This window comes from Deinococcus radiotolerans (genome assembly GCF_014647435.1).
GTDB lineage: Bacteria > Deinococcota > Deinococci > Deinococcales > Deinococcaceae > Deinococcus > Deinococcus radiotolerans.
Genome location: NZ_BMPE01000009.1, coordinates 40,324 through 62,202 on the forward strand (window position 1 = coordinate 40,324; position 21,879 = coordinate 62,202).

Annotated in this window: 14 protein-coding genes; 8 read left to right on the forward strand and 6 right to left on the reverse strand. The window is 70.0% G+C overall.

Features of this window, described 5'->3' with window-relative positions; translation table 11 throughout:
* Window positions 1-28 precede the first annotated feature (28 nt).
* Window positions 29-1,561 (reverse strand): peptide ABC transporter substrate-binding protein, encoded by a 1,533-nt coding sequence (locus tag IEY63_RS14250; protein WP_189069668.1) that lies wholly within the window; start codon window positions 1,559-1,561, stop codon window positions 29-31.
* Between the two features lie 280 nt (window positions 1,562-1,841).
* Here IEY63_RS14250 and IEY63_RS14255 point away from each other — a divergent pair, with 280 nt between their 5' ends.
* The 3 genes from IEY63_RS14255 to IEY63_RS14265 are packed head-to-tail and all read left to right on the forward strand — an operon-like array spanning window position 1,842 to window position 5,035.
* A complete protein-coding gene (locus IEY63_RS14255) occupies window positions 1,842-3,038 on the forward strand; it encodes a DUF885 domain-containing protein (RefSeq protein ID WP_229784725.1) in 1,197 nt (398 codons plus the stop codon).
* A 12-nt stretch (window positions 3,039-3,050) separates the two neighbouring features.
* Window positions 3,051-3,833, forward strand: a complete 783-nt coding sequence (locus IEY63_RS14260; protein ID WP_189069669.1) for an IclR family transcriptional regulator — start codon at window positions 3,051-3,053, stop codon at window positions 3,831-3,833.
* Window positions 3,830-5,035 carry a M24 family metallopeptidase gene (locus IEY63_RS14265; RefSeq protein ID WP_189069670.1) on the forward strand — a complete coding sequence of 402 codons (1,206 nt, stop codon included), beginning with the start codon at window positions 3,830-3,832 and terminating at the stop codon, window positions 5,033-5,035. The genes IEY63_RS14260 and IEY63_RS14265 overlap by 4 nt, the downstream gene beginning before the upstream one ends.
* A 140-nt stretch (window positions 5,036-5,175) precedes the next feature.
* Here the strand turns inward: IEY63_RS14265 and IEY63_RS14270 are convergent, their stop codons facing one another.
* Together IEY63_RS14270 and IEY63_RS14275 are read right to left on the reverse strand one after the other, a co-directional pair.
* The gene (locus IEY63_RS14270; RefSeq protein WP_189069671.1) at window positions 5,176-5,898 is read right to left on the reverse strand and encodes an ABC transporter ATP-binding protein; all 723 of its coding nucleotides are present in this window, start codon (window positions 5,896-5,898) and stop codon (window positions 5,176-5,178) included.
* Between the two features lie 76 nt (window positions 5,899-5,974).
* The gene (locus tag IEY63_RS14275; RefSeq protein ID WP_189069672.1) at window positions 5,975-7,045 is read right to left on the reverse strand and encodes an FtsX-like permease family protein; all 1,071 of its coding nucleotides are present in this window, start codon (window positions 7,043-7,045) and stop codon (window positions 5,975-5,977) included.
* 113 nt (window positions 7,046-7,158) lie between these two features.
* On the opposite strand from IEY63_RS14275, the gene IEY63_RS14280 reads away from it, so the two are divergent.
* From IEY63_RS14280 to IEY63_RS14295, 4 genes are all read left to right on the forward strand, one after another.
* Window positions 7,159-7,698, forward strand: a complete 540-nt coding sequence (locus tag IEY63_RS14280) for a PadR family transcriptional regulator (protein ID WP_229784726.1) — start codon at window positions 7,159-7,161, stop codon at window positions 7,696-7,698.
* Window positions 7,699-7,837: 139 nt separating this feature from the next.
* On the forward strand, window positions 7,838-9,241 hold the full coding sequence (locus tag IEY63_RS14285; protein WP_189069673.1) for a DEAD/DEAH box helicase family protein: 1,404 nt from the start codon (window positions 7,838-7,840) through the stop codon (window positions 9,239-9,241).
* A gap of 41 nt (window positions 9,242-9,282) precedes the next feature.
* Window positions 9,283-10,515 (forward strand): DUF790 family protein, encoded by a 1,233-nt coding sequence (locus tag IEY63_RS14290; protein WP_189069674.1) that lies wholly within the window; start codon window positions 9,283-9,285, stop codon window positions 10,513-10,515.
* Window positions 10,516-10,733: 218 nt separating this feature from the next.
* Window positions 10,734-14,039, forward strand: a complete 3,306-nt coding sequence (locus IEY63_RS14295) for an EAL domain-containing protein (protein WP_189069675.1) — start codon at window positions 10,734-10,736, stop codon at window positions 14,037-14,039.
* A gap of 79 nt (window positions 14,040-14,118) precedes the next feature.
* Here the strand turns inward: IEY63_RS14295 and IEY63_RS14300 are convergent, their stop codons facing one another.
* From IEY63_RS14300 to IEY63_RS14310, 3 genes are all read right to left on the reverse strand, one after another.
* On the reverse strand, window positions 14,119-16,302 hold the full coding sequence (locus IEY63_RS14300; RefSeq protein WP_189069676.1) for an ATP-binding protein: 2,184 nt from the start codon (window positions 16,300-16,302) through the stop codon (window positions 14,119-14,121).
* 218 nt (window positions 16,303-16,520) lie between these two features.
* Window positions 16,521-18,035, reverse strand: coding sequence for a sensor domain-containing diguanylate cyclase (locus IEY63_RS14305; protein WP_189069677.1), 1,515 nt, complete (start codon window positions 18,033-18,035; stop codon window positions 16,521-16,523).
* Window positions 18,036-18,182: 147 nt separating this feature from the next.
* Window positions 18,183-19,280 carry an EAL domain-containing protein gene (locus tag IEY63_RS14310; RefSeq protein ID WP_229784728.1) on the reverse strand — a complete coding sequence of 366 codons (1,098 nt, stop codon included), beginning with the start codon at window positions 19,278-19,280 and terminating at the stop codon, window positions 18,183-18,185.
* 890 nt (window positions 19,281-20,170) lie between these two features.
* On the opposite strand from IEY63_RS14310, the gene IEY63_RS14315 reads away from it, so the two are divergent.
* A complete protein-coding gene (locus tag IEY63_RS14315; RefSeq protein ID WP_189069678.1) occupies window positions 20,171-21,670 on the forward strand; it encodes a sensor domain-containing diguanylate cyclase in 1,500 nt (499 codons plus the stop codon).
* The last annotated feature ends 209 nt before the right edge of the window (window positions 21,671-21,879 follow it).

A 21,879-nucleotide genomic window follows, 5' to 3' on the forward strand; every position in this document is an offset into this window, starting at 1 on the left:
GACCTCGCAGCGTGTGGGGCGGCGCCCGTTACTTCAGGTACCAGCCGCTGGTGTTCACGAAATTGGTCATGTTCGTCGGGTTGGGCACGAAGCCCCCGAGTTTTTCCGTGACGGCGATCATGGACGGGTTGGTGGTGATCGGAATGCTGGGCAGGTCCGCCATGAGTGCGCTCTGGAATTCCCGCAGGGCGGCCGTGCGCTGCGCGGGGTCCAGGGTGCTCTCGGCGCGGGTCAGCAGCGTGTCGATGCGGGGGTTCGAGTACCCCTGGCCGTTGTTGACGCCCTTGCTGCCGAAGAACACGCTGTAGGTCGGGTCGGCGGAGGTAATCCAGCCGCCGTAGAACAGGTCGTAGTTGCCCTTGTAGCGCGCGTCGCGGAAGGCCACGCCGGACTTGTTGTCGGGCTGCAGTTCGATGCCCGCCTGTTTGAGGGAGGCGATGATGACCTGCTGGGCGTCCTCGTCGGTGGAGCGGCCGGCCTGCGCCATGATCTTGAAGCTCATGCGTTTGCCGTCCTTGACGCGGATGCCGTCCGGGCCGGGTTTCCAGCCGGCCGCGTCAAGCAGCTGCTTGGCGCGCGTGAGGTTGTAGTCGTACCGGGGCACGGCGGCGTTGGCGTACGAGAACACCGGCACGACCACGCTGTTGATGGGATTGGGATAGCCGCCCAGCGCCTTGCTGACGGCGGACTTGTTGATGGCGTACGCGAAGGCCTTGCGGACGTTCGGGTCCTTGAACGCGTCGACGGTCTTGAGGTTGAAGTCCAAGTGCTGCCAGCTCAGGACGTTGTTCTTCACGATGCGCAGGCCGGGCACGCCGTCGATCTGTTTAACCTGCGAGTACGGGATGCTGTAGGCGAGCTGCACCTCGCCGGTGCGCAGCTGCGTGACGAGGGTGTTGCTGTCGGGGATGATCTTGAAGATCATGCCGTCGAGGTAGGGCAGCTGCACGCCCTTGCTGTCCTTGCGCCAGTAGTAGGGGTTGCGTTCGAGGATCACGTACTGCCCGCGGCGGAACTCCTTGACGCGGAACGGGCCGGTGCCCAGGGGTTTTTCGTTGTAGCTGTCGGTGTTCAGGTCCTTGCCCTCCAGCGTGTGCTTGGGCAGGATGCCGAAGGTGAACAGCGTGCTCATGAAGTCCGGCGCGACGCGCTTGTAGTTCACGACCACGGTGGTGGCGTTGGGCGTCTCGATGGAGGCGATGTCCTCGGTGCCGTCCTTGCTTTCGGCGATGAATTTGGGGTTCTTGACGGCCTCCCAGGTGAATTTCACGTCGGCGGAGGTCAGGGGCTGCCCGTCGGACCATTTCACGCCGGGGCGCAGGCGGTAGGTGACGGTCATGGTCTTGCCGTCCGCGGCGACCTTGATGCCGCCGTTACGCACGCTCGGGACCTGCGTGGCGAGCACCGGGACGTAGTTGGCCTTGGCGTCCGGGGCGACGAGGCCCTCGACGACGGCGGCCTGCACGTCGCCCAGGAAGCCCGTGGAGTAGACGTTCAGGGTATCGATGTCGTAGCCGAGGCCGACGGTGAGGGTGCCCCCACGCTGCTGCGCGGTCGCCATTCCGCCTAGCAGAATGAATGCAGCGCCAGCGAAGCGTAGGGCGTTTCGGGATGCGGAATGAGGTAAGCGGGGATTCCGGGCCATGATGCAACCTCCGTGAGTGGGGTGGTGATTCATCTTCTCTGGGCCGAACTGAGCTGTCTGAGCGATTCCGATTGTAAGAAGCTGCGAAAGGCAAAGTCAACCTCTGCCGACTAAGCCATTTCGCCAAGTGGAATGAACTCGGTTCAAAGCTATTCCACGATACGGAATCTGGAGTACGCTGCGGGTGGAGGTTTCAATGCCCACACAAGACATGACCCTGCAGGACAAGGAACTCGGCCAGCGCCTCACCGCCCTCACCATCGGCATGGACCAGCTCGAGCGCCGCCTCTCGCGCGGACACGGCGTCCTCGACAGCGAAGGCCTGGTGCCCATCTACCTCGGCCAGGACCTCGTCCCCGCCCCCACCTACGACGACTGGGAAGAAGTGCACAGCGAACTCGCCGCCCTCGACCAGGCCACAGCGCACGCCGCGCCCGGCCCGCGCCGCGCCTTCCTGGAAGACATGCTGCGCTCCCTGCGCACCGCCGCCCGCCTCTTCGAAGGCGAGGAACTCAGCTTCAGGGAAAAACTCGAGCAGCTCGTCGGCGTGCCCGCCGAACCCGTCAGCGAGGACGTCATCCACGACCTCCAGGCCCGCATCGACAGCCTGCTTCAGGACGCCGGCTACCGCAGCGGCACCCTGGCCGAACGCGTCCACCGCTGGGAAGCCGACGGCGCCATCGCCTCAGCCGACCTCGGCCCCACCTTCCGCGCCCTGATGGACGAGGCGCAGCGCCGCACCGACGCCCTGATCTACCCCACCGGCGACTACACCATGGCCCTGAACGAGGTGCGCGGCGTGCCCTTCACCGCCCGCTGCAACTTCAACGCCGGCCAGATGGACCTCAACGTCGACCTGAACTTCACCCGCTCCGCCCTCAAGCACCTCGTCTGCCACGAGGTCTTCCCCGGGCACTCCACGCAGCTGCTGTACACCCGCGCCGCCGCCGAACGCGGCGAGAGCACCCCCGACGTGCTGCTCTGCACCGCCAACGCCGTCACCGGCTGCGTGCAGGAAGGCATCGGCGACCAGGGCGTGCACCTTATCGACTGGATCGAGGACACCCACGACGCCATCCACATGACCCTGCGCCGCCTGCGCTCCGCGAGCGCCACGAGCGCCGCGTGGTACCAGATGGGCGCCGGCTGGAGTGAAGACCGCGTCCGCGCCTTCCTGCGCGACACCAGCTACGGGCAGCCCGTGTGGATCGACGGGCGCATCCGCTTTGCCAGCTACAGCTTCCGCGGGCCGTTCATCGCCTCGTACTGGCACGGCGACGAGGCCGTGCGCACGGTCCGCGAGCGCATCCGCCCCGACCAGCGCGCCGCCTTCATCGACACCCTCTACGGTCAGATGCACTCGCCCCGGAGCCTCATGATGTTCCAAGCTTGAGGTAGCAACCACATGAGTGAAAACGTCCAGAGCATCGAGCGGGCCCTGACCCTGATCAACACCATCGTGGACGCCCAGCGCCCACTGAGCATCGCGGAACTCTCCCAGGCCGCCGGTCTCGCGCCCAGCACCATCCACCGCATCATCCAGACCCTGGCCGCCAACGGCTACATTCACCAGGACCTCAGCAGCAAACGCTACGACATCGGCCCGGAGATCGTCGAGATCAGCCGCTCGCTGTACCTCAGATACGACCTCGTGCGGCGCGTGCGGCCCTACCTCCAGGACCTCGTGGACCTCACCGGCGAAACCGCGCACCTGGCCGAACTGTACGGCACGAGCGCCATGTACCTCAGTCAGCTCGAGCCGCTCAGCATGGTCCGCATGTTCACCACGCCCGGCTCCATCGCGCCGCTGTACTGCAGCGACGTGGGCAAACTGTTCCTGGCTGACCTGCCCCCCGCCCGGGTGGCGGACATCATCCAGAAGACCGGCCTGCGCCCCCGCACGCCCCACACCATCACCAGCCCCGAACACCTCGACGTGGCCCTGCAGGTTGTGCGTGAACAGGGGTACGCCGAGGACGACGAGGAACGCGAGATCGGCGTGCGCTGCGTCTCCGCCCCGATCCTCAACGGCGCGGGCAAGGTGATCGCCGCCATCGGCATCGCCGGGTCCAGCGGCCGACTCATCAAGGAGCGCGTGCCCGACCTGGCCGCCGTCGTCCTACAGGTCGCCCACCGCGCCGCCACCGAACTCATCTTGCAACCCCGCGACGAGGCGCACGCGCCATGACCGCCACGGCCCGCCTCGAAATCAGCCGCGCCGAACACGCCCAGCGGCGCGGACGCCTCGCCCAGCGCCTGCAGGACAGCGGCCTGAGCCGCATCTGCGTGTTCGGGCCGGTGCGCGTCGCGTACCTCACCGGCTTCCACTTCGCCGCGACCGAACGCCCCGTCGCGCTGGTCCTCAGCGACGCGGGTGACGTCACCATGCTCCTGCCGGAACTCGAAGCCGAGCATTACGCCCACCAGTGCCCGGACCTGCCCGGGCCGCTGACCTACCCCGAATACCCCGGCGGCGGCAGCGGCCGCCATCCCCTGACGGTCCTGGCCGACCACCTGCGCACCGCGCCGCCGGGTCGCGTGGCCGCCGATCACGACGGGTACGAGAACCGCTGGGGGTACCGCGGCCCGGCCCTGTCGGCCCTGCTCGGTCAGCCCATCGTGGACGGCCTGGCTCTCATTGACGACCTGCGCATGATCAAGAGCCCCGCCGAGATCGCCCTGATCCGCGAGGCCTGCCGCTGGGGCGACCACGCCCACCGCGTCATGCAGGATGCCATCACCCCCGGCGCGAACGAACTCATGGTCTCCCACGGCGCGAGCCTGCAGGCCACCCGCGACCTGCTCGCCGCCCTCGGTGACCGCTACGTGCCCAAGGCCCGTGAGGGCCTCCCGGCCAACACCATGTTCATCAGCGGCGCCAACACCGCCCACCCGCACGGCCTGCACCGCAACGCCGGCGTGCAGCCCGGCGACGTGCTGGTGACTGGCGCGTACGGCGTGGTGGGCGGCTACGAGAGCGAACTTGAACGCACCATGCACGTCGGCGACCCCACACCCGACTTCGAGCGGTACTTTGCCGCCATGCTCGGCGCGCAGGACGCCGGGCTCGCTGCCCTGCGCGCCGGGCGCACCTGCGCCGAGGTGGAGGCGGACGTCCGCGCCCAGATCGAAGGGCTCGGCCTGACCCACCTGGTCCGCCACCACACCGGGCACGCCTTCGGCCTTGAAGGCCACGAGCATCCGTTCCTGGACCTGGATGACCACACGGTCATCGAGCCCGGCATGATCTTCTCCATCGAGCCGGGCCTGTACGTGCCGGGCCTCGCCGGGTTCCGGCATTCAGACACGGTGCTCGTCACCGAAGACGGCGCCGAGCGGCTCAGCCTGTACCCCCGCGACCTGCCCAGCCTCCTGATTCCCGTGTCCTGAATCGGCGCGCGGCGCTGTAGGGCCGGGCGCCGCGCTGGTGGGGGACGCCGTGGCCGCCCGGCCGATCATGGCCGGGCGGTCTTCTGCGGATGGAAACTCTCACCGGCCAGCGGGGCGGAGGTCTTCCGCCGCAGCTCAGGTTACGCCCCTCGCAGCTGCCCGTCCACGATGCTCACCACGCGGTCGCACAGGTCGAGGACCCGCTCATCATGCGTGACCATCACCGCGGCCCGGCCGCCCGTGCGGACCTGCGCCGCGAGCAGTTCGACCACCTCGCGGCCGCGGGCACTGTCGAGGCTGGCGGTGGGTTCATCCGCCAGGATCAGCTGCGGGTCGTTGATCAGCGCGCGGGCGATGGCCACCCGCTGCCGCTGTCCGCCGCTCAGTGCGTCCGGCAGGTGGCCCGCGCGCCCGGTCAGGCCCAGCTGCGCCAGCAGCTCGTCCGCGCGGCGCCCGGCGTCCGGCCCGCGCTGTCCCGCGAGGTGCGGCACCAGGGTCAGCTGCTCGCGGACGCTCAGGTACGGAATCAGGTTGCTGCCCTGAAGGACGAAGCCCAGGTGCCGCAGCCGGAAGGGGGCCAGGGCGCGCTGGGGCAGCGCCGTGACGTCCTGCCCGGCGATGAGGACCTGCCCGGTGGTGGGGCGCAGCAGGGCCCCGGCGATGGACAGGAAGGTGCTCTTGCCGCTGCCGCTCGGGCCGTTCACGGCGACCAGTTCACCGGGGCGCACGTCCAGCGTGGCGGGGTGCAGGGCGGTGATGAGGCCGTCCCCGTCTCCGTAGGTTCGGCTCACGGCGCGCAGGGCAAGGACGGGACTCGGGGCGGGCGGGGTGGGGGAGAGGGGGCGCTCGGCGGCTGCGGTCATGTGAACTCCTGATGGGCCCGGGGGGGCGGGGGCGGTGGGTGAGCGGGTGGAGGAGCGGGCCAGGCGGGGGCGGGGGTCAGGGGGCCGCGGCGATGGCGATCAGGGGATCGACCCGCGCGATGCTGCGCAGGCTCAGCAGGCTGCTGAGGGCCGCGACGCCGATCAGGAGGGCCGACGCCCCGAGCAGGGTGGATGAGGTCAGCGCGAACGGCAGGCCGGCGGGCAGCAGCGGCGCGAGGCCCAGGGTGACCAGCGCGGCCAGGGCGACGGCGGCGGTCGTGAGCAGCAGCATCTGCGTGACCAGGCTGCCCGCGAGCGTCCGGGTGCTCGCGCCGATGGCCTTGAGCAGCCCGAACTGCGGGGTCTTCTGCAGGGTCAGGACGTAGAAGAACACGGCCATCACGAAGGCCGCGACGACCACCAGGAACACCTGAATCATCGTCAGGCTCCCCTGTTCTTCCTTGTACCCGGGCAGGACCTGAAGGGTCTGCGCGCGGGTGGTCACACTCAGGCCGGCCAGCGCGCCGACCCGGCTGCCCGCGGCGCCGTTCAGGGCCACGGCGTTGACGCTGCCCTGCGTGCGCGGCTGAAGGGCGTGCCAGTGGTCGAGGGTCACGTAGACCACCGGCTGGTGGTTCAGGCGGGCGCCGCGGGTGAAGCCGGTCACGCGCAGCGTCTCCCCGCCGGGTTTCAGGGTGAGGGTGTCGCCCAGTTTCACGCCGCTGGCCTGAAAGGACGCGTCGATCACCGCGCCGGTCGCGCGTGGGGTCAGGGGCTGACCGCTGGTCACAGCGGGCGCCATGAAACTGCCCGGTTCAGTGCCGAGCAGAACGGCGCTGAGTTGACGGTCGCCGGCGCTGAGGCTGGTGAAGGCCTGCGCCAGGGGGGTGGCCTGGGGTCCGGTGACGTTCTGGATGCGCTGCACGTCGGCAGGGCTGAGGAAGGAGCGGGTGAAGACGCCCTGGGCGTCGCGGGTGGTGACGAAGTGGGTGGCGGGGGTGGCGAGCAGCAGGGCGGCATTGTCCTGCGCGAGGCCGCGGGCGAGGCCCGTGATCATGAAGACCATCAGGGCGATGAGGGCGACGATGCCGCCCAGCAGCAGGGAGCGGACGCGGTAGTGCTGAAGTTCACGCAGGGCCAGAAACATGCAGTCTCCTTGAGGTGCAATCGGTCAGGATTTGGATAGTCATTACTTGACTACTCAGAGCATGACTCTAGGCGGCCTTGAGGGGATAGTCAACACCGGACTATTCTGGCCCCGTGAATCCCGACCCCAACACCCTGCTGCTGCTCGGCCTCCTCAGAGGCCAGCGCCAGCACGGCTACCAACTGCACGACTTCATCGAACGCAACCTGTCCCGCTTCACCACCCTGAAAAAAGCCGCCGCCTACGCCGCCCTCGACCGACTCGAAAAAGCCGGCCTGATCCACGCGCACAGCGAACAGGCCGGCAACCGACCCACCCGCAAGGTCTACGCCCTCACCCCAGACGGCGAGCAGCACTTCCTCACGCTGCTGCGCGCTCACCTCGCCCACCCTGAACCCGTCGCCTTCTACGGCGACCTGAGCCTGATGTTCCTCACGCAGCTGCCCCGCCCCGAAGCGCTGAACCTCCTCACCGAACGCGCGCAGGCCGTCGACGCCCAGATCGCCTCACTCGAACGCGTCCCCACCCACCACGGCGCGCTCGGCCCGGACCTGTTCGGCGTGGACCTCGCCGTCTCCCGCCAGCTCACGCTGCTGCGCGCCGACCGCGCCTGGCTCAGCGACACCCTGAGCACCCTGAACCGCCCCGAGTAACCGCCTCGGCCGCGCCCGTCCGGTCTCGGGGGGTGAACCCACAGGTCCGTCTAGTCCCGTCCAGTCCAGTCCCGAGGCCGCCGGACAAATCGGGAGTTACTGCACGGCGCACATTCACGGGTCTCGGTAGCATCCAGAGATGTTCACGCTGCGCCTCGACCGGGGCACCCTCGTCACCCGTGACGTACCGGACCCCCTCCGGGCGCACTTCACGTGGGATGACCGCAGCCAGTCGTGGCGCGCGCCGGGCCTGGCCTACCGGGAGATCGTGGAGGGCGTGCGCGCGGCCGGCCTGCCGTTCGGGGACAGCGCGGCGGCGTTCGAGAAGCTGGACCTCGGCTACGCCCGGGACGTCACGCCCTACCCGCACCAGACGCAGGCACTGGGCGCCTGGAAACGGGCCGGGCGCCGCGGCGTGGTCGTGCTGCCCACCGGCGCTGGCAAGACGCTCGTCGCGCAGCTCGCCCTGCGCGACACGCCCCGCAGCGCCCTGATCTGCGTGCCCACCCTGGATCTGCTGCAGCAGTGGTACGCCGGGCTCACCGCGGCGTTTCCCGACACGCCCGTCGGACTGCTCGGCGGAGGCAGTCACGACGAGACGCCCTTGCTGGTCAGCACGTACGATTCCGCCGCCATTCACGCTGAGACGCTCGCGGGCCGCTACGCCCTGCAGATCTTTGACGAGGCCCATCACCTCCCGTCCGATTTCACGCGGGTCATCGCGGAGATGGGCGTCGCCCCGTACCGCCTGGGCCTGACCGCGACGCCCAAACGCAGCGACGGCCGCGAACGGGACCTCGACCGGCTGATCGGACCGGTGGTGTTCCAGGTGGCTCCCGAGGACCTCGCGGGGGATACGCTGGCGGACTACCGGGACGTGGTCATCCGCGTGCGGCTCAGTGAGCTCGAGCAGCGCCGGTACGACGAGCTGATCCGCCTGCGCAACGACTTCCTGCGCCTGAACGGCATCAAGCTCGGGTCGCTGGAGGGCTGGAAGCAGTTCATCATGGCCAGCGGCACGCCCCACGGGCGGCGCGCGATGCTCGCGCACCGCGAGGCGAAATCGCTGGCGTACGGCACGGACGGCAAACTCCGCGTGCTGGAGGAAGTCCTGGCGAACCATACGGCGGCGCGGACGCTGATCTTCACGGACGACAACGCCACCGTGTACCGCATCAGCCGGGAGTTCCTGATCCCCGCGATCACGCACCAGACGCCCGTGAAGGAACGGCACGCGCTGCTGGAGAAGTTCCGTAGTGGCGCGTACCGGATCCTGGTGACCAGCCGGGTGCTGAACGAGGGCGTGGACGTGCCCGAGGCGAGCGTGGCGGTGGTGCTCTCGGGGACCGCGACGGAACGCGAGCACATCCAGCGGCTCGGGCGGATCCTGCGCCGCGCCGAGGGCAAACAGGCCGTGCTGTACGAGGTGATCACCGAGGGGACAAGTGAGGAGCGCGTCAGTCAGCAGCGCCGCGGGCAGTACCAGCCCGGGATGAGTGCGCGGGAGATCGCCGACTCGTATCAGGACCTCAATGCGGGTTAGGCCACGCCCACTGCCCCTGTGGCCCACCCTGGACGGTTCTCATGCTGCCGACTGAACTGCTGCTCTTCCGCGTCAAGGCCGGGCTCGTGGAGCCCCGCCGCCTGAAACCCACCACGCAGAACCTCGACCTGGCCGCGCGGCTGATCGCGCTGTTCGAGGCGAACGTCGGGCAGCGCCGCGCGGACCTCGACGAGGACCTGCGCACACTGGAAGCGGGTCGGCAGGACTTCAAGGTGCTGCGCGGCCTGGCGCACCTCCTGACGAACCTGGGGGTGTTCGAGGCGGCCGGTCCCGTGGAACCGGGCCTCGCCCGGGAGCGGGTGTTCACGCTGGCGCAGGAGGTCGTCCCCAGTCGCCGCGCGGCCGCGCAGGTGCTCGAACAGGCCGCGCGGTCACTCAGCACCGACGCCCACCTCTCCGCCGAAGCCCTTCAATCCGCCCTGTACGCGGACCTGCCCGATCAGCAGACGCTGGTGGCGTTCGAGCCGCCTGCGCCGCTGGAACTCATTCATCGCTACGACCTCGCGCAGGCGCAGGGCGCGCTGTACCGCGCCACTGAACTCGTGATCACCGCCCGCCGGAACGAACCGGCCCGCTACAAGCAGCTCCTGAAGTACCTGAAGTTCTTCGGCCTGATGGCCACCGTGGAAGGGGACGCCGCGCTGGGGTTCACGCTGACCCTGGACGGCCCGGCCAGTCTGTTCGGCGCGACCACCCGCTACGGCCTGAGCATGGCGAAATTCCTCCCGGCCCTGCTGCACGTGACGAAATGGGACCTGAGCGCCACCCTGAAACCCAGAAGGGACCTCGCGTGGGTGGACCCCGGCGACACCGAGTGGTCCTTCCAGCTGACCAGTGAGGACGGGTACGTCAGCCACTACGCGCCGCCGGAAGAACACGACAGCGCGCTGGAGTCGGGCTTCACGGAGCGGTTCGCGAAACTGGACACGCCCTGGGCGCTGGAACGGGAGGTGGACCTGGTGCCGGTGCCGGGGGGCGTGATCCTGCCGGACTTCAGGCTGGTGCAGGGAGACCGGAGCGTGCTGGTGGAGATCGTGGGCTACTGGCGGCCGGAGTACCTGCGCAAGAAGTTCGACCTGCTGCACAAGGCGGGACGCACGGACGTGATCGTGTGCGTCAGTGAGCGGCTGAACCTGGAACGGGCGGGCGTGGACCCCAGCGATTTCGGTGAGCGGGTGGTGTGGTTCAAGGGCGTCCTGAACCCCAAGGACGTCCTGACCCTCGCGGATCGGTACGCTGTGACGATCCACTGAGCGCCCCGGCGCACGAAGGAGGCGCAGGCCAGAGACGGGCACCGGACCCGCGAGTGGCCCCGGTTCTTCAGGGGTCAACCTCGCCCGTCGCCGCGCGAGATGCCTCAGCATCCTCAGTGACCGGTGAACCCGGCCTGGCGCTGCCCGCGTCGTGTCGGGTGGCGGGGGCGTGGTAGGGTGAACCCTGATCCGGTCACAAGGCAGTGTTGGAGATCCCCATGGCTGAACCGTCCCCGTTGCCCTCCCAGCACTTCCTGGAACTCATCTCGGACGGGTACATGGTGCTGGACCGCGAGTGGCGGTACCTGTACCTCAACCAGGTGGCGCTGCGGGTGCTGAAGCGGCGCGCCGAGGACCTGCTGGGCCGCGTCATCTGGGCCGAGTATCCGGACACCGCCGAACGCTTCGGGGCGCCGTACCGCCAGGCGATGGAGGAGCGGACAGCGGTCGAGTTCGAGGAGTACTACCCGCCGCTGGACCTGTGGACGCACCTGCGCGTCCTGCCGGTTCCGGAAGGGGTCGGGGTACTCTTCCGGGACGTCACGCAGGCGAAGCGGTCCGCGCAGTACCAGCAGCGCCTGCTGGCCCTGAACACCCTCCTGAACGCCGCGGCGGCGCTGGACGACGTGGCGCAGGCGATCCTGGAATTCGCGCGCAGCGACTGGGGCCAATACGGCGGCGTGGTGGCCCTGGCCAGCGCGGACGGCCGGACACTGTCCATCACGCATCACGTCGGCTATGAGGCGCCCCTCATGCGCCGCTGGGCGTCCTTCCCGGTGCAGCTGGACGTGCCGCTGGCCCGCGTGCAGCGCACGGGGGAGCCGCTGTTCCTGAGTAGCGAGGCGGCCCGCGCGCAGTTCTCGGACCTGCATGACCAGACCAGCTTTCAGAGTTTCACGTGCCTGCCCCTGCGGGTGGGCGGGGGGCCCGTCCTGGGCGTGCTGGCCTTCAGTTTCGAGCAGCTGCGCCGCTTTGACCAGCTGGAGCGCACGTTCTTCTCCACGCTCGCCGCGCACTGCGCGCAGGCCCTCCACCGCGCCCGCTTGTTCGAGGAGGCGCGGCGCAGTGAGCTGCGCTACCGGCTGCTGACCGAAGCCACGAGCGCGTTCACGTGGACGTCGGACACGGATCTGCGCGTCACGGAGCCTCAGCCCGGCTGGAGTGCCTACACGGGACAGTCCGGGGCGCAGACACTGGGCTTCGGCTGGTTGCGTGCCGTGCATCCCGCCGACCGCGCGGACGTGCAGCGGCAGATTGCCCGTGGGCAGCAGAGTGGCGGCCCGTTCCGCCTGCGGGGCCGCGTGCGCCGGTCCGACGGGGCGTACCGGGCCGTGGTGTCCGACGTGGTCCCCATCCACGCAGCGCAGCGTGAATCGCCCGTCCTGATGGGCGTGGTGCAGGACGTCACCGACGAGCTCGAGCGCACGCAGGTCCTCACCGACCGGCACCGCCTGATTGAGGTCCTGGCGCAGGACACGGATCCGGACAGCCTCCTGGCGCGGGTCGTGCAGGAAACGGCGCAGCTGCTGGGCGCGCAGGGCGTGATGCTCCTGGCGTGCCCGGACGGCGCGGCGCCCTGCGAGGTGCTGGCCCACTGGGGCGCACCGATCGCTGGGCCGCTGCCCAGCCAACCGGGCGCCGCGCCGGGCGAACGCGGCGCCTGGCAGGCGGTCCCCGGCGCGCCGCGCACGCACCTGCTGATCCTGCCGACGCAGAGTCAGTGGACGGCCGCGCTGCTCATCACACTGCCGGACGAGCTGAGCGCCGCCGATCCACGGCCCGCGCGCCTGCAGGACCTGTCCGGCGTGCTCGGCGCGGCCGTCCAGCGGGCCGGGCTGCTGCGGGACCTCGCGGAGCGGGACGCGCAGTCCCGGTCCATCATCGCCGCGCTGGACGAGGGCGTCATCCTGATCCGCGAGGACGGCGAGAGCGCGGCCCTCAACAGCAGCGCCCGGCAGATGCTGAACGTCCCCGAGGCCGCGCCGCACCGCGCGCTGACGGACCTGCACCTCCTCGGCCCGGACCGCAGGCCCCTGGCGCCCGAGCGCCTGCCCACCGTGCGGGCCCTTCAGGGCGAACGCATTCACCGGGAAGTGGTCGGGCACGAGGCGGGTGGCGCCGTCACGTGGTGGTCCCTGAACGCCGCGCCCCTGCCGACCCCACGCGGGGAGGGGCTGCGCCAGGCGGTCATCTCCGCGCAGGACGTCACGCCGCAGGTGACCCTCCAGGCCGAGCTTGAGCGCCTGGCAGCGCATGACGACCTGACCGGCCTGCCCAACCGCCGCGCGTTCGCCGCCCAGGGCCGGGCCGCCCTCCGCCAGACGACCGCGGACGGGGCGCCGCTGGCCGTCATGCTCGTGGACCTCGATCACTTCAAGGACATCAATGACGCGCTGGGGCACGGCGTCGGGGACGAGGTGCTGCGCACCGTGGCCGCGCGCCTGCGGACCTGGACCGGCCCGGAGGGTGTGGCGGCGCGCCTGAGCAGCGACGAATTCGGCGTGTTCCTGCCCGTGACGGACCCCCACGAAGCGCACCTCCGGGCCGAGCAGCTGCGCGGCGCGCTGGGCGGTCCCGTCACGCTCGGCGGGTACGACCTGCACCTCGCCGTGAGTATCGGCGTGACCCTGGCCCCCACCGACGCGGACACGTTCGAGGACCTGCTGCGCAACGCGGACCTCGCCATGTACCGCGCCAAGGGCAGCGGCCGCAGCAGCGTCGGCCTGTTCGACCTGGACCTCTCGCGGCAGCGGGCCCGGCGGCACGCCGTGAGCGTGGAACTGCGCGGCGCGCTGGACCGGGGCGCCCTGCACCTGCAGTACCAGCCCATCCAGACGCTGCGCGAAGGTCACCTGCTGGCCGCCGAGGCGCTCGCCCGCTGGCACAGCCCCCTCCTCGGGCGCGTCGGCCCGGACGAATTCATCCCCGTCGCGGAGGAAACCGGGCAGATCCTCCAGCTGGGCGAGTGGGTGCTGAACCAGGCGGTTCAGCAGGCCGCCGCGTGGCGCCGGGCCGGCCGGCGCGTCCAGGTGTCCGTCAACGTCAGCCCCCTGCAATTCCTGCATTCCGATTTCGCGCAGGTCACGCGGGCCGCTCTCGACGCCGCCGGACTCCCACCGGACCTCCTTCAGCTGGAAATCACGGAGAGTGCCGTCATGCGGGACGTGCACCGGACCCGGCATCAGTGTGAGCAGCTGCGCGCGCTGGGCGTCCAGCTGGCCCTGGATGATTTCGGCACGGGCCACTCGAGCCTCGCGACGCTGCACACGCTCGACTTTCACGTGCTGAAACTGGACCGCGCGTTCGTGTGGGGCCTGGAAGGCGATCCGCGGCGTGAAGCGCTGCTGCGCAGCGTCGTCACCCTCGCGCAGTCCCTGTCCATGGACATCGTGGCGGAAGGCATCGAGACGGCCGCCCAGCGGCGCCTGCTGATCGACCTGGGCTGCCGCCTGGGCCAGGGCTACCACCTGGCCCGGCCGCTGGACGTCCCGGACTTCGAGCGGACGTTCCTCAACCGCGCCTGAGGGCGGCCTTGCGAACCGTCCCCGACTGGTGCGGTTCAGGGGTCGCCTCGTGCCCCTGCCCTGGCGGTCCCCTGTGGACTTACGGGCCCGGCGTTTTCGGCAGGGTGAACCCGAAGGTCGCGCCCTGTCCGGCGCGGCCCTCCGCCCACACCTGCCCGCCGTGCCGCGTCACGAGGCGTTTCACGGTCGCCAGGCCAATGCCCGCCCCGGCGAACTCCCGCTGGGTGTGCAGGCGCTGAAACGCCCCGAACAGCCGCCCCGCGTACACCGGGTCGAAACCCACGCCGTCATCCTGCACGAACAGCGCCCACTCCTGCGGCCGCTCCTGCGCCCAGACGTGCACGCGGGCCGGTCCGGGACTGAACTTCACGGCATTCTCCAGCAGGTGCCGACAGATCTGCTCCAGGGCGCCCGGGTCCCCCTGCACGACCGGCAGGGGGTCCACCGTCCAGGTCACGGCATGATCCGGGTCGAGGAGGGTCACGTCCTTCAGCACTTGATCGACCAGTTCCGTCAGGCAGACCGCCTGCACGGTCAGCGCGGAGCGGCCCGCCCTGGACAGCGTCAACATGGCGTCCAGCACCGATTCCATGCGCTCCGCAGCGCCCACCACCACCCGCAGGTGCCGCTCCGCGCGGGCCACGTCCCCCCGCTCCAGTTCCTTCAGGGCCAACGTGGCGAACCCCTCCACGTGCCGCACGGGCGTCCGCAGATCGTGTGAGACGCTGTACGTGAACGCCTCCAGTTCCTGATTCGACGCCTGCAACTCCGCATTCGACCGGATCAGCTGCGCGCTACGCTCCAGACGCTCGATCACCACCCCCAGGTGCTGCATGGTCGTGATCAGCACCGCCTCATCCGACGGATTCCAGGACCGCGACCCGAAGAGCGGCACGTTGAAGAGCCCCCGCACCCGCCCGCCCGTGATCAGCGGCAGGGTCGCGTGGGCCGCCACGTCCTGCGCCTCGGCCGGGTCCACATCGGCGGCGGTGTCGTACACGTCCACGAAGGCCGGTTCGCTCGAATGAGCGACCTGATCGAAACTGGGCGTCGTCCCCACCGGAAAGCCCGCGTCGATCAGCGCCTGCATGGCCGCCGACCGGGCCTCGCCCGTCTGGACACGCACCTGCCACCGGCCGCCCTGCGCCTCGTAGTACGCCGCGAACCCGGGCGGCAGAAGTTCCAGCACCAGTTCCTGCGCCCGCCCGATCAGGGTCAGGGGATCAGGCGCCTCGCCCTGATCCTCCGTGAGGAGCAGCAGCGTCTCGAGCTGCTGCGCGCGGCGGTCCAGATCGTCGCGTTGCCGGGTCAGTTCCAGCGCCTGCTCGGCCCGTTCCAGGGCCAGACTCAAGCCCCGCACGACGGCCCGCACGATCGCCTGATCCCGGGCCGTCCACCGGTCGGCCGGTCGGCCCACTGCTATGATCGCGCTGACCTCCCCCCGGACCGTGACGGGCGCGAAGCCAGCCGCGAAGTCCTGGGGATTCACCGGCGCGTCGCCCCGGCCCTCCACGAAGACCGGCTCCCCCCGGCGCACCGCCTCGCTGAACTCCGGCGCGTGGACGGGCACGTCCGCCGGCAGCCACGTGACCACGTCCACGCGCTCATTCCCGGACCAGTCGGCGCGCCGCCAGACATTGGCGGGCGCGTCCAGCTCGTAGTACGCCACGCTGACCTCATGAACATGGGCCTGCACGACCTCCGCCGCCTGCTGCGCGAGTCGGCGCTGATCGATATCCGTGCCCACGGCCTCCGTGAACCGCACGAACGCGTCCAGCGCCGTCGCGCGCGCCTCAAGTTCCAGCGTCTGCTCCTGCACGCGGCGCTCAAGCCCCTGCGCCTGAAGGTGCAAGTTCGCCTGCACGCCCTGCCGGGCCAGTTCCGTGGTCGTCTGCGCCGTGACATCCCGCAGCGCTGCCAGCAGGTACGTGACCTGACCCGCCTCGTCCCGCAGCGGCGCGACCGTCACCGACCACCACCTCGGCGCTCCCGTGAACGTCTGACCCGGCCCGGCGAATGTCCGGGACTCCCCGGAGCGGGCCGCCCCGAGCGCTGACTCCAGCTGCGCGCCGGCCTCACCGCTCCAGAAGGACGTCAGGGGCATCAGGTGACACGCCGGGAAGTCAGGAATGCCCAGGACGTCCAGGCCCCGCTGATTCAGGCTCAGGAGCCGCGCGTCCAGGTCAAGAATCACCATGCAGTCCCCACCAGCATCGATGACGGCCTGAAGTTGGCCGGGCGTCAGCACGGGTTGAGGTGACATCACAGCGTGCGGCTGGGGCCAAGGCAGGAGGAGCGGGACATCACCCACAGGTAGGCCCCAGTGGCCCAGTGGAGTGGTGAGCGGCGCAGCGGAGTTCAGTCGGTTCCCGCCGATCCTCCCGCTCTGTCCATTCAACTCTGGCCTGGGAGAAGCGGCTGGGCCACCGTTGGAGAGGGCCACGCTCCCACCGTGCCGCGCAGACCTCAACCCGGTGGCACTCAGGTCAGCAGGCGCTCCAGGCCCTTCTGGCGGCGGCGTTTCACGGTGTACATGCGTTCGTCCGCCAGGGCCAGGAGTGCTTCCGGGGTCGTCATCTCGCCGGACTGCACCACGCCCGTGCTGGCCCCGGTCCGCTGCACGGACACGGCCTGCGCAGCACTCATTGCCAGGTCGATTCGTTCAAGCACGTCACCTTCCGCCTCTGCCGGCATCAGCACCGCGAACTCGTCGCCTCCCAGCCGGTACGCGGCGCCCGGTCCCGTTTCGGCGGCCAGCGCCCGCCCGAACACCTGCAGCAGCTTGTCCCCCTGACCGTGCCCCTCGCGGTCATTCACGGCTTTCAGGCCGTCCAGATCCACCAGCGCCAGCGTGAAGGGCGAGGTCGCGGCGCACCGCGCGGCCAGGGCCTCGTCGAACGCGCGCCGGTTCGGCAGGCCCGTCAGGGCGTCGTGGCGGGCCTGCCGCTGCGCCTGGTTCAGCGCGTCGTGCCGCTGCAGCGCGTGCCGGATGGTGCGTCCCGTCGCCTCCAGCAGGGTCCGGTCCCCGCTGCGCCAGCCCGTGACGGGATTGCCCTTCACGCGAATGACCATCAGCAGCGCCGGCTGGTCCCCCGCGGCGCCCAGCGGCACCCACGCCACCTGATCCACGTCCCCCGCCGAGGCCAGCGCCTGCGGGTGGGCACTGTAGTTATGCAGGTACAGCGGCTCGTTCCGGTCGCGGAGCGTGGCCGTCACGCCCCCCAGTCGCGGGAGGTCCTGAGCCAGCTGGCTGAGGTCCGCCTGACCGGAGCGCTGATACGCGGTGTGCACGGTAAACGTCTCGCCCCGCCAGGTCAGCAGGAACGTGTAATCCGCTTCCGTGGCTTCACTGATCAGGCTCGCGGCAGAGAGTGTGGCTTGCTCGGGGTCCAGGTCCAGGTCCATCAGGCGGCTGACGCCCTCCAGAATCCGCGCCTGATCCAGGGTGCGGCGTAGTTCCGCCGCCTGCTGCTGCTGCGCGTTGGCGTGCTGCTCTGCGTCCAGCAGCTGCCGCCGCAGTTCCAGCATCTGCATGGCAAGCGCCGCGAGGTCCTGCAGGGCCAGCAGGTCCTCCTGGTCAAGCGTCCGGGGTTCGGGGTCCACCACGCACAGTGAGCCGATGCGCTGCCCGGCCGGGGTGGTCAGGGGCGCGCCCGCGTACAGGCGAATGTGCGGCTCCCCGACGACCATGGGATTGTCCTGGAACCGGGGGTCGGCGGTGGCGTTCTCGATCACCGTGGGTTCGTCCTGAAGGATCGTCCAGGCGCAGAATGACGAGGGACGGGGCGCGGTGCTGTCGGTCATGCCGTACACGGATTTGCCCCACTGTCGGTGCTGATCCACCAGGTTCAGGATGGCCACCGGGGTCCGCAGGACGCGCGCGGCGAGGCGGGTGATACGGTCAAAATCCTCTTCTGGCGCGCTGTCAAGAATCTGGTACCGGGCCAGGTCCAGCAGGCGGCGGTACTCGTCAGGCGGAAGGGGGGCACCCGTCATCCCTGCACGGTACGCTGCGCCATCTGACATGGCCCGTACGAAACCCCACATCAAGGCCCGGCGGTCGGCGCAACCGTCCCGCCATACAGGTGGGTCCCTCAGCACCTTCACCTCTGCCCTGAGGGCCCAGCGATTCGGACCCTCCGCTTAGGTTGACGGCCAGATGGAGCGGCAGTCCGGGTGGAGGCCCTGCGCGGTCGGTGCCGGGCGGCCCAGGAAGTACCCCTGCGCGTAATCGGCGCCCAGTTCCCGCACCAGGTTGAGTTCCCGGGCCGTCTCGACGCCCTCGGCCACCACGCGGATGCCCAGGTCGTGCGCGTACCGGATCAGCGCCAGGATCAGCGCCAGGCGCGGGTCGCCGCCGTGCAGATCGCGGATGAGCATCCGGTCGAGTTTCACCACGTCGGGTCGCAGCTGCGCCAGGAACGTCAGGCTGGTGTGCCCGGCGCCCAGGTCATCCAGCGCGACCTGGGCGCCCTCGGCGCGGTAGCGGTCCAGAATGCGGCCCAGCAGGTGAAGGTCAGGGAAGGCCTCGCTTTCCGTGACCTCGAACAGCAGGTGACTGAAGTCCGCGCCGACCTCCCGGCAGGTCTGGAAGGTGGTCTGCAGGCAGACGTCCGGGTTATATACGACGCCCGGGGCAAAGTTGATGAACAGCACCTCGCCGGGCTGCAGCAGGGGGTACGCCTGCCGGATCGCGCCGCGGCGGGCCAGCGCATCGAACGCGCGCCCCTGCCCGTGCGCGGCGGCGGCGTCCAGCAGGGGTCCAGCGCCGACCAGGGCGCCGTTGTGGTGGGCGCGGACGAGCGCCTCGTAGCCGTAGACCTGTCCACTGCGCAGATCAGCAATAGGTTGTAGGTGGAACTGCAACTGTTCAGAGGCGGGGAAGAACCAGTCGGCGTCAAGCCGCTGCGCCCAGCGCTCTAGTGGCGCGAGCTGCCACACGTCCGGCTGGGCGCCGGGAGCGGCGTAGGGCACGGCGTGCAGTTCGGCGCGCTCGACGGACGAGAACGGTTCAAGCAGGGCGTGCAGGAGGGACGCGGTGACCTGCGGCAGCCAAATGCTGTTCGGAAGCGGCTCGTGAGGAATGGCGCTGGCGGCGAGATGCAGGGCCAGGCGACGGCGCACGTGCACGGACGGTGAATGAATGAGCATCCCACTCAGGTCACCGCCGGGCGCCGGGTGCAGGTTCAGGCACTCGCAGGCGACCGCCGCGCGGGGCGTTGATGGGCGGAAGGTGGACATGACTCTGACTGAACGATAACGGCTGAGCGGCCCAGTCATGAGCTGTATGAAGGAATTCCCTTCATATCGAAGGAAGGCCCGCGGGGGAGGATAGATCTGTCTGGGCTGTGCCCAGCCCCGATTCGACGGTGATCATCCCGTCCTCGCCGACCGTGAGCCCGGTGGTGTCAGTCCAGCGCTGGCCCGTGGACCCCGAGGGCCGCCGGGATGGACCGGCACCACTGGGCTCTCCCGGCTTTTCTCTGCACCGCTCTGCCGCAGCGGGCAGGGTGAAGTGAAAGGCGCTGCCCTGGTCGGGCGCGGACTGCACTTGCATATGGCCGCCGTGGTGTTCCAGATTTTTACAGCCGACGGCCGGGCCGATGTCGTTCCTGTCGTACTGCCCATGGGTATGAGGCCGCTGGAAGATCGTGCAGATGCGCGAGATAGGCGCGTGAGCGGTTCCATCCCGATGCCCGTATCGGACACCTTGAACGGCCCCCGGTCGCCACGGCGGTGACCGCCTGCGCCCGCAGGTCAGTGCGGCCCGTCATGGGTCACCCCTGGAGTGGTCAGGGTGAAGATCAGCTGCTCGTGTCAGAGCCACCGCTCAACGCCGCTGGACGCGGATGGACACACCTGTCGCATGAAGGCCCAGCATCACCCGCCCTTGTCTCTGAGACGGCCACGGGCGCAGCTCAACGCCAGGGGTCAGGGACCGGACCAGCACCGAACGTGCCGCCGCCTGCACAGGAGTGGATCGGTGGGGTCAGGACGTGAATGCGGTCCCGTCCGTCACGCCCATGGGCAGCCCGGTGACCCGGATCCGCAGGGTGGAAATCCACGCGGCCCCAGCTCATCCATGAATCTGCATTCAGCTGAGGGAGCGGCGCAGCGACTATGCTGAACTGGTGTCTTTGACTCCTCCTGCGCAGGATGAAGCGGCGCGCCTCCGTGAACTGGCCCGGTATCAGGTGCTGGACACGGACCGTGAGGAGTCATTCGACCGGTTCACGCGCCTCGCGGCGCGTCTGCTGCGCACGCCAGTCGCCCTCATCAATTTCGTGGACGAGCACCGCCAGTGGAGTAAATCCATGGTCGGCCCAGGGGTCAGTGAGGTGCCCCGGTCACAGTCGTTCTGCGCCTGGACGATCCAGGGCGACGCGCCCTTCGTGGTCGAGGCCGCGCCAACCGACCCGCGTTTCGCGGCCAACCCGCTGGTGCTGGGGGCGCCCCACGTGCACATGTACGCCGGGGCGCCCCTGATCACCCCGTCCGGGTACCGCATTGGCGCGCTGTGCGTCACCGATTCGCGGGCGCATCCGCTGTCCAGTGAGGACCTGCACGCGCTTCAGGATCTCGCAGCGCTGGTCATGCAGGAACTGGAGGCGCGGCGGGAGCGGCTGGACGCCGCGTTCACCGGGGGCGCGCCGCTGGAGGACCTCCCCCAGACGCTCGCCCACCTGCGGGTCGTGGAGGGCATCGGGCGCCTCCTGGACGTGGACCTGCCCTTCGACGATCTCCTTGAGGCGTGCGCGGCGCTGGTCAGCGAGGCCGTCGAGGCGGATTTCACGGCGGTGCTCGTCCCGCACGGTGAAGGGCTCGCCGTGCGGGTCCCGCAGACCGCGCACCTGTTCTCCAGCGAGGTTGAAGAGGCGGCAGCCACGCTGCTGAGCGGGTCAGCGGGGGTGCTGGGCTCAGTAGGCCAGCGGGCGGAGCCCCTGTACCTGGAGGCGTACGCGGATCAGCCGCGCGCCGTCCCCGCACTCGTGGCGGCGGGCGTGCAGCAGGTGGCGTACATACCGCTGGGAGACGGTGCGCAGCGGCCGCTGCTGCTGGTCATGCGCCTGGCCGGGAATCCCGTGACGACGTGGCGCGCGCCGGACCGGGCCCTGCTGGAGGTCACGGCCCGGACCATCGGGCACGCGCTGCGCCGGCAGTCCGCGCTGAACCGGGCGCACGCCCAGGCGCGTGAGGACGGCCTCACCGGCGTCCTGAACCGCCGAGCATTCAGTGAGGACGTCCTGGAAGCCGCCCACCACGGCCCAGGCGTGCATCTGGCCGTGATTGACCTGGACGGCCTCAAGAGCGTAAACGATCACGAAGGGCACGCGCAGGGGGACCGGCTGCTGCAGGTCTTCGCGCAGGCGCTGCACGCTGAGGTTGCCAGCCGCGGGCAGGTCTACCGGCTGGGCGGCGATGAGTTCGCCGTGCTCAGCGGCGTGAGCGTGGACGCCCTGCTGGCGTGCGTGCAGGTGGCCGCGCACGCGGCGCGGCGGGCCGTGCAGAGCGCCGTGAGTGCCAGCGTCGGCGTGGCCTCCTGGGCCGAAGCGGGGAGTGCCGACGCGCTGCTCCGGCTGGCCGACACCCGCATGTATGACATGAAACGCCTGCGGAACCCACCCAGCTGACCGCCAAATCCCACCAGGACCGCCCATGACTTACTGGGTCAACGTGACGTGAGCCCAAGAATGGCCAGTCGGGCCGCCCGGACTCAGGCTGACCAGCGGCGCGTCAGGCTCGGGCATTCCCGCAGGTGACGTCCAGTGGGGCGGCCGTCCGGGCGCTGGTCAGGTGGGACGCTGCCCGGACGGCCGCATTCCCGATCTCGGCGAGCCGG

Excerpts from the sequence above, each read along its gene's own strand:
- IEY63_RS14250 (WP_189069668.1), bottom strand. The coding sequence starts at position 1,561 with ATGGCGACCGCGCAGCAGCGTGGGGGCACCCTCACCGTCGGCCTCGGC.
- IEY63_RS14255 (WP_229784725.1), top strand. The coding sequence starts at position 1,842 with ATGCCCACACAAGACATGACCCTGCAGGACAAGGAACTCGGCCAGCGC.
- IEY63_RS14260 (WP_189069669.1), top strand. The coding sequence starts at position 3,051 with ATGAGTGAAAACGTCCAGAGCATCGAGCGGGCCCTGACCCTGATCAAC.
- IEY63_RS14265 (WP_189069670.1), top strand. The coding sequence starts at position 3,830 with ATGACCGCCACGGCCCGCCTCGAAATCAGCCGCGCCGAACACGCCCAG.
- IEY63_RS14270 (WP_189069671.1), bottom strand. The coding sequence starts at position 5,898 with ATGACCGCAGCCGCCGAGCGCCCCCTCTCCCCCACCCCGCCCGCCCCG.
- IEY63_RS14275 (WP_189069672.1), bottom strand. The coding sequence starts at position 7,045 with ATGTTTCTGGCCCTGCGTGAACTTCAGCACTACCGCGTCCGCTCCCTG.
- IEY63_RS14285 (WP_189069673.1), top strand. The coding sequence starts at position 7,838 with ATGTTCACGCTGCGCCTCGACCGGGGCACCCTCGTCACCCGTGACGTA.
- IEY63_RS14290 (WP_189069674.1), top strand. The coding sequence starts at position 9,283 with ATGCTGCCGACTGAACTGCTGCTCTTCCGCGTCAAGGCCGGGCTCGTG.
- IEY63_RS14295 (WP_189069675.1), top strand. The coding sequence starts at position 10,734 with ATGGCTGAACCGTCCCCGTTGCCCTCCCAGCACTTCCTGGAACTCATC.
- IEY63_RS14300 (WP_189069676.1), bottom strand. The coding sequence starts at position 16,302 with ATGTCACCTCAACCCGTGCTGACGCCCGGCCAACTTCAGGCCGTCATC.
- IEY63_RS14305 (WP_189069677.1), bottom strand. The coding sequence starts at position 18,035 with ATGACGGGTGCCCCCCTTCCGCCTGACGAGTACCGCCGCCTGCTGGAC.
- IEY63_RS14310 (WP_229784728.1), bottom strand. The coding sequence starts at position 19,280 with ATGTCCACCTTCCGCCCATCAACGCCCCGCGCGGCGGTCGCCTGCGAG.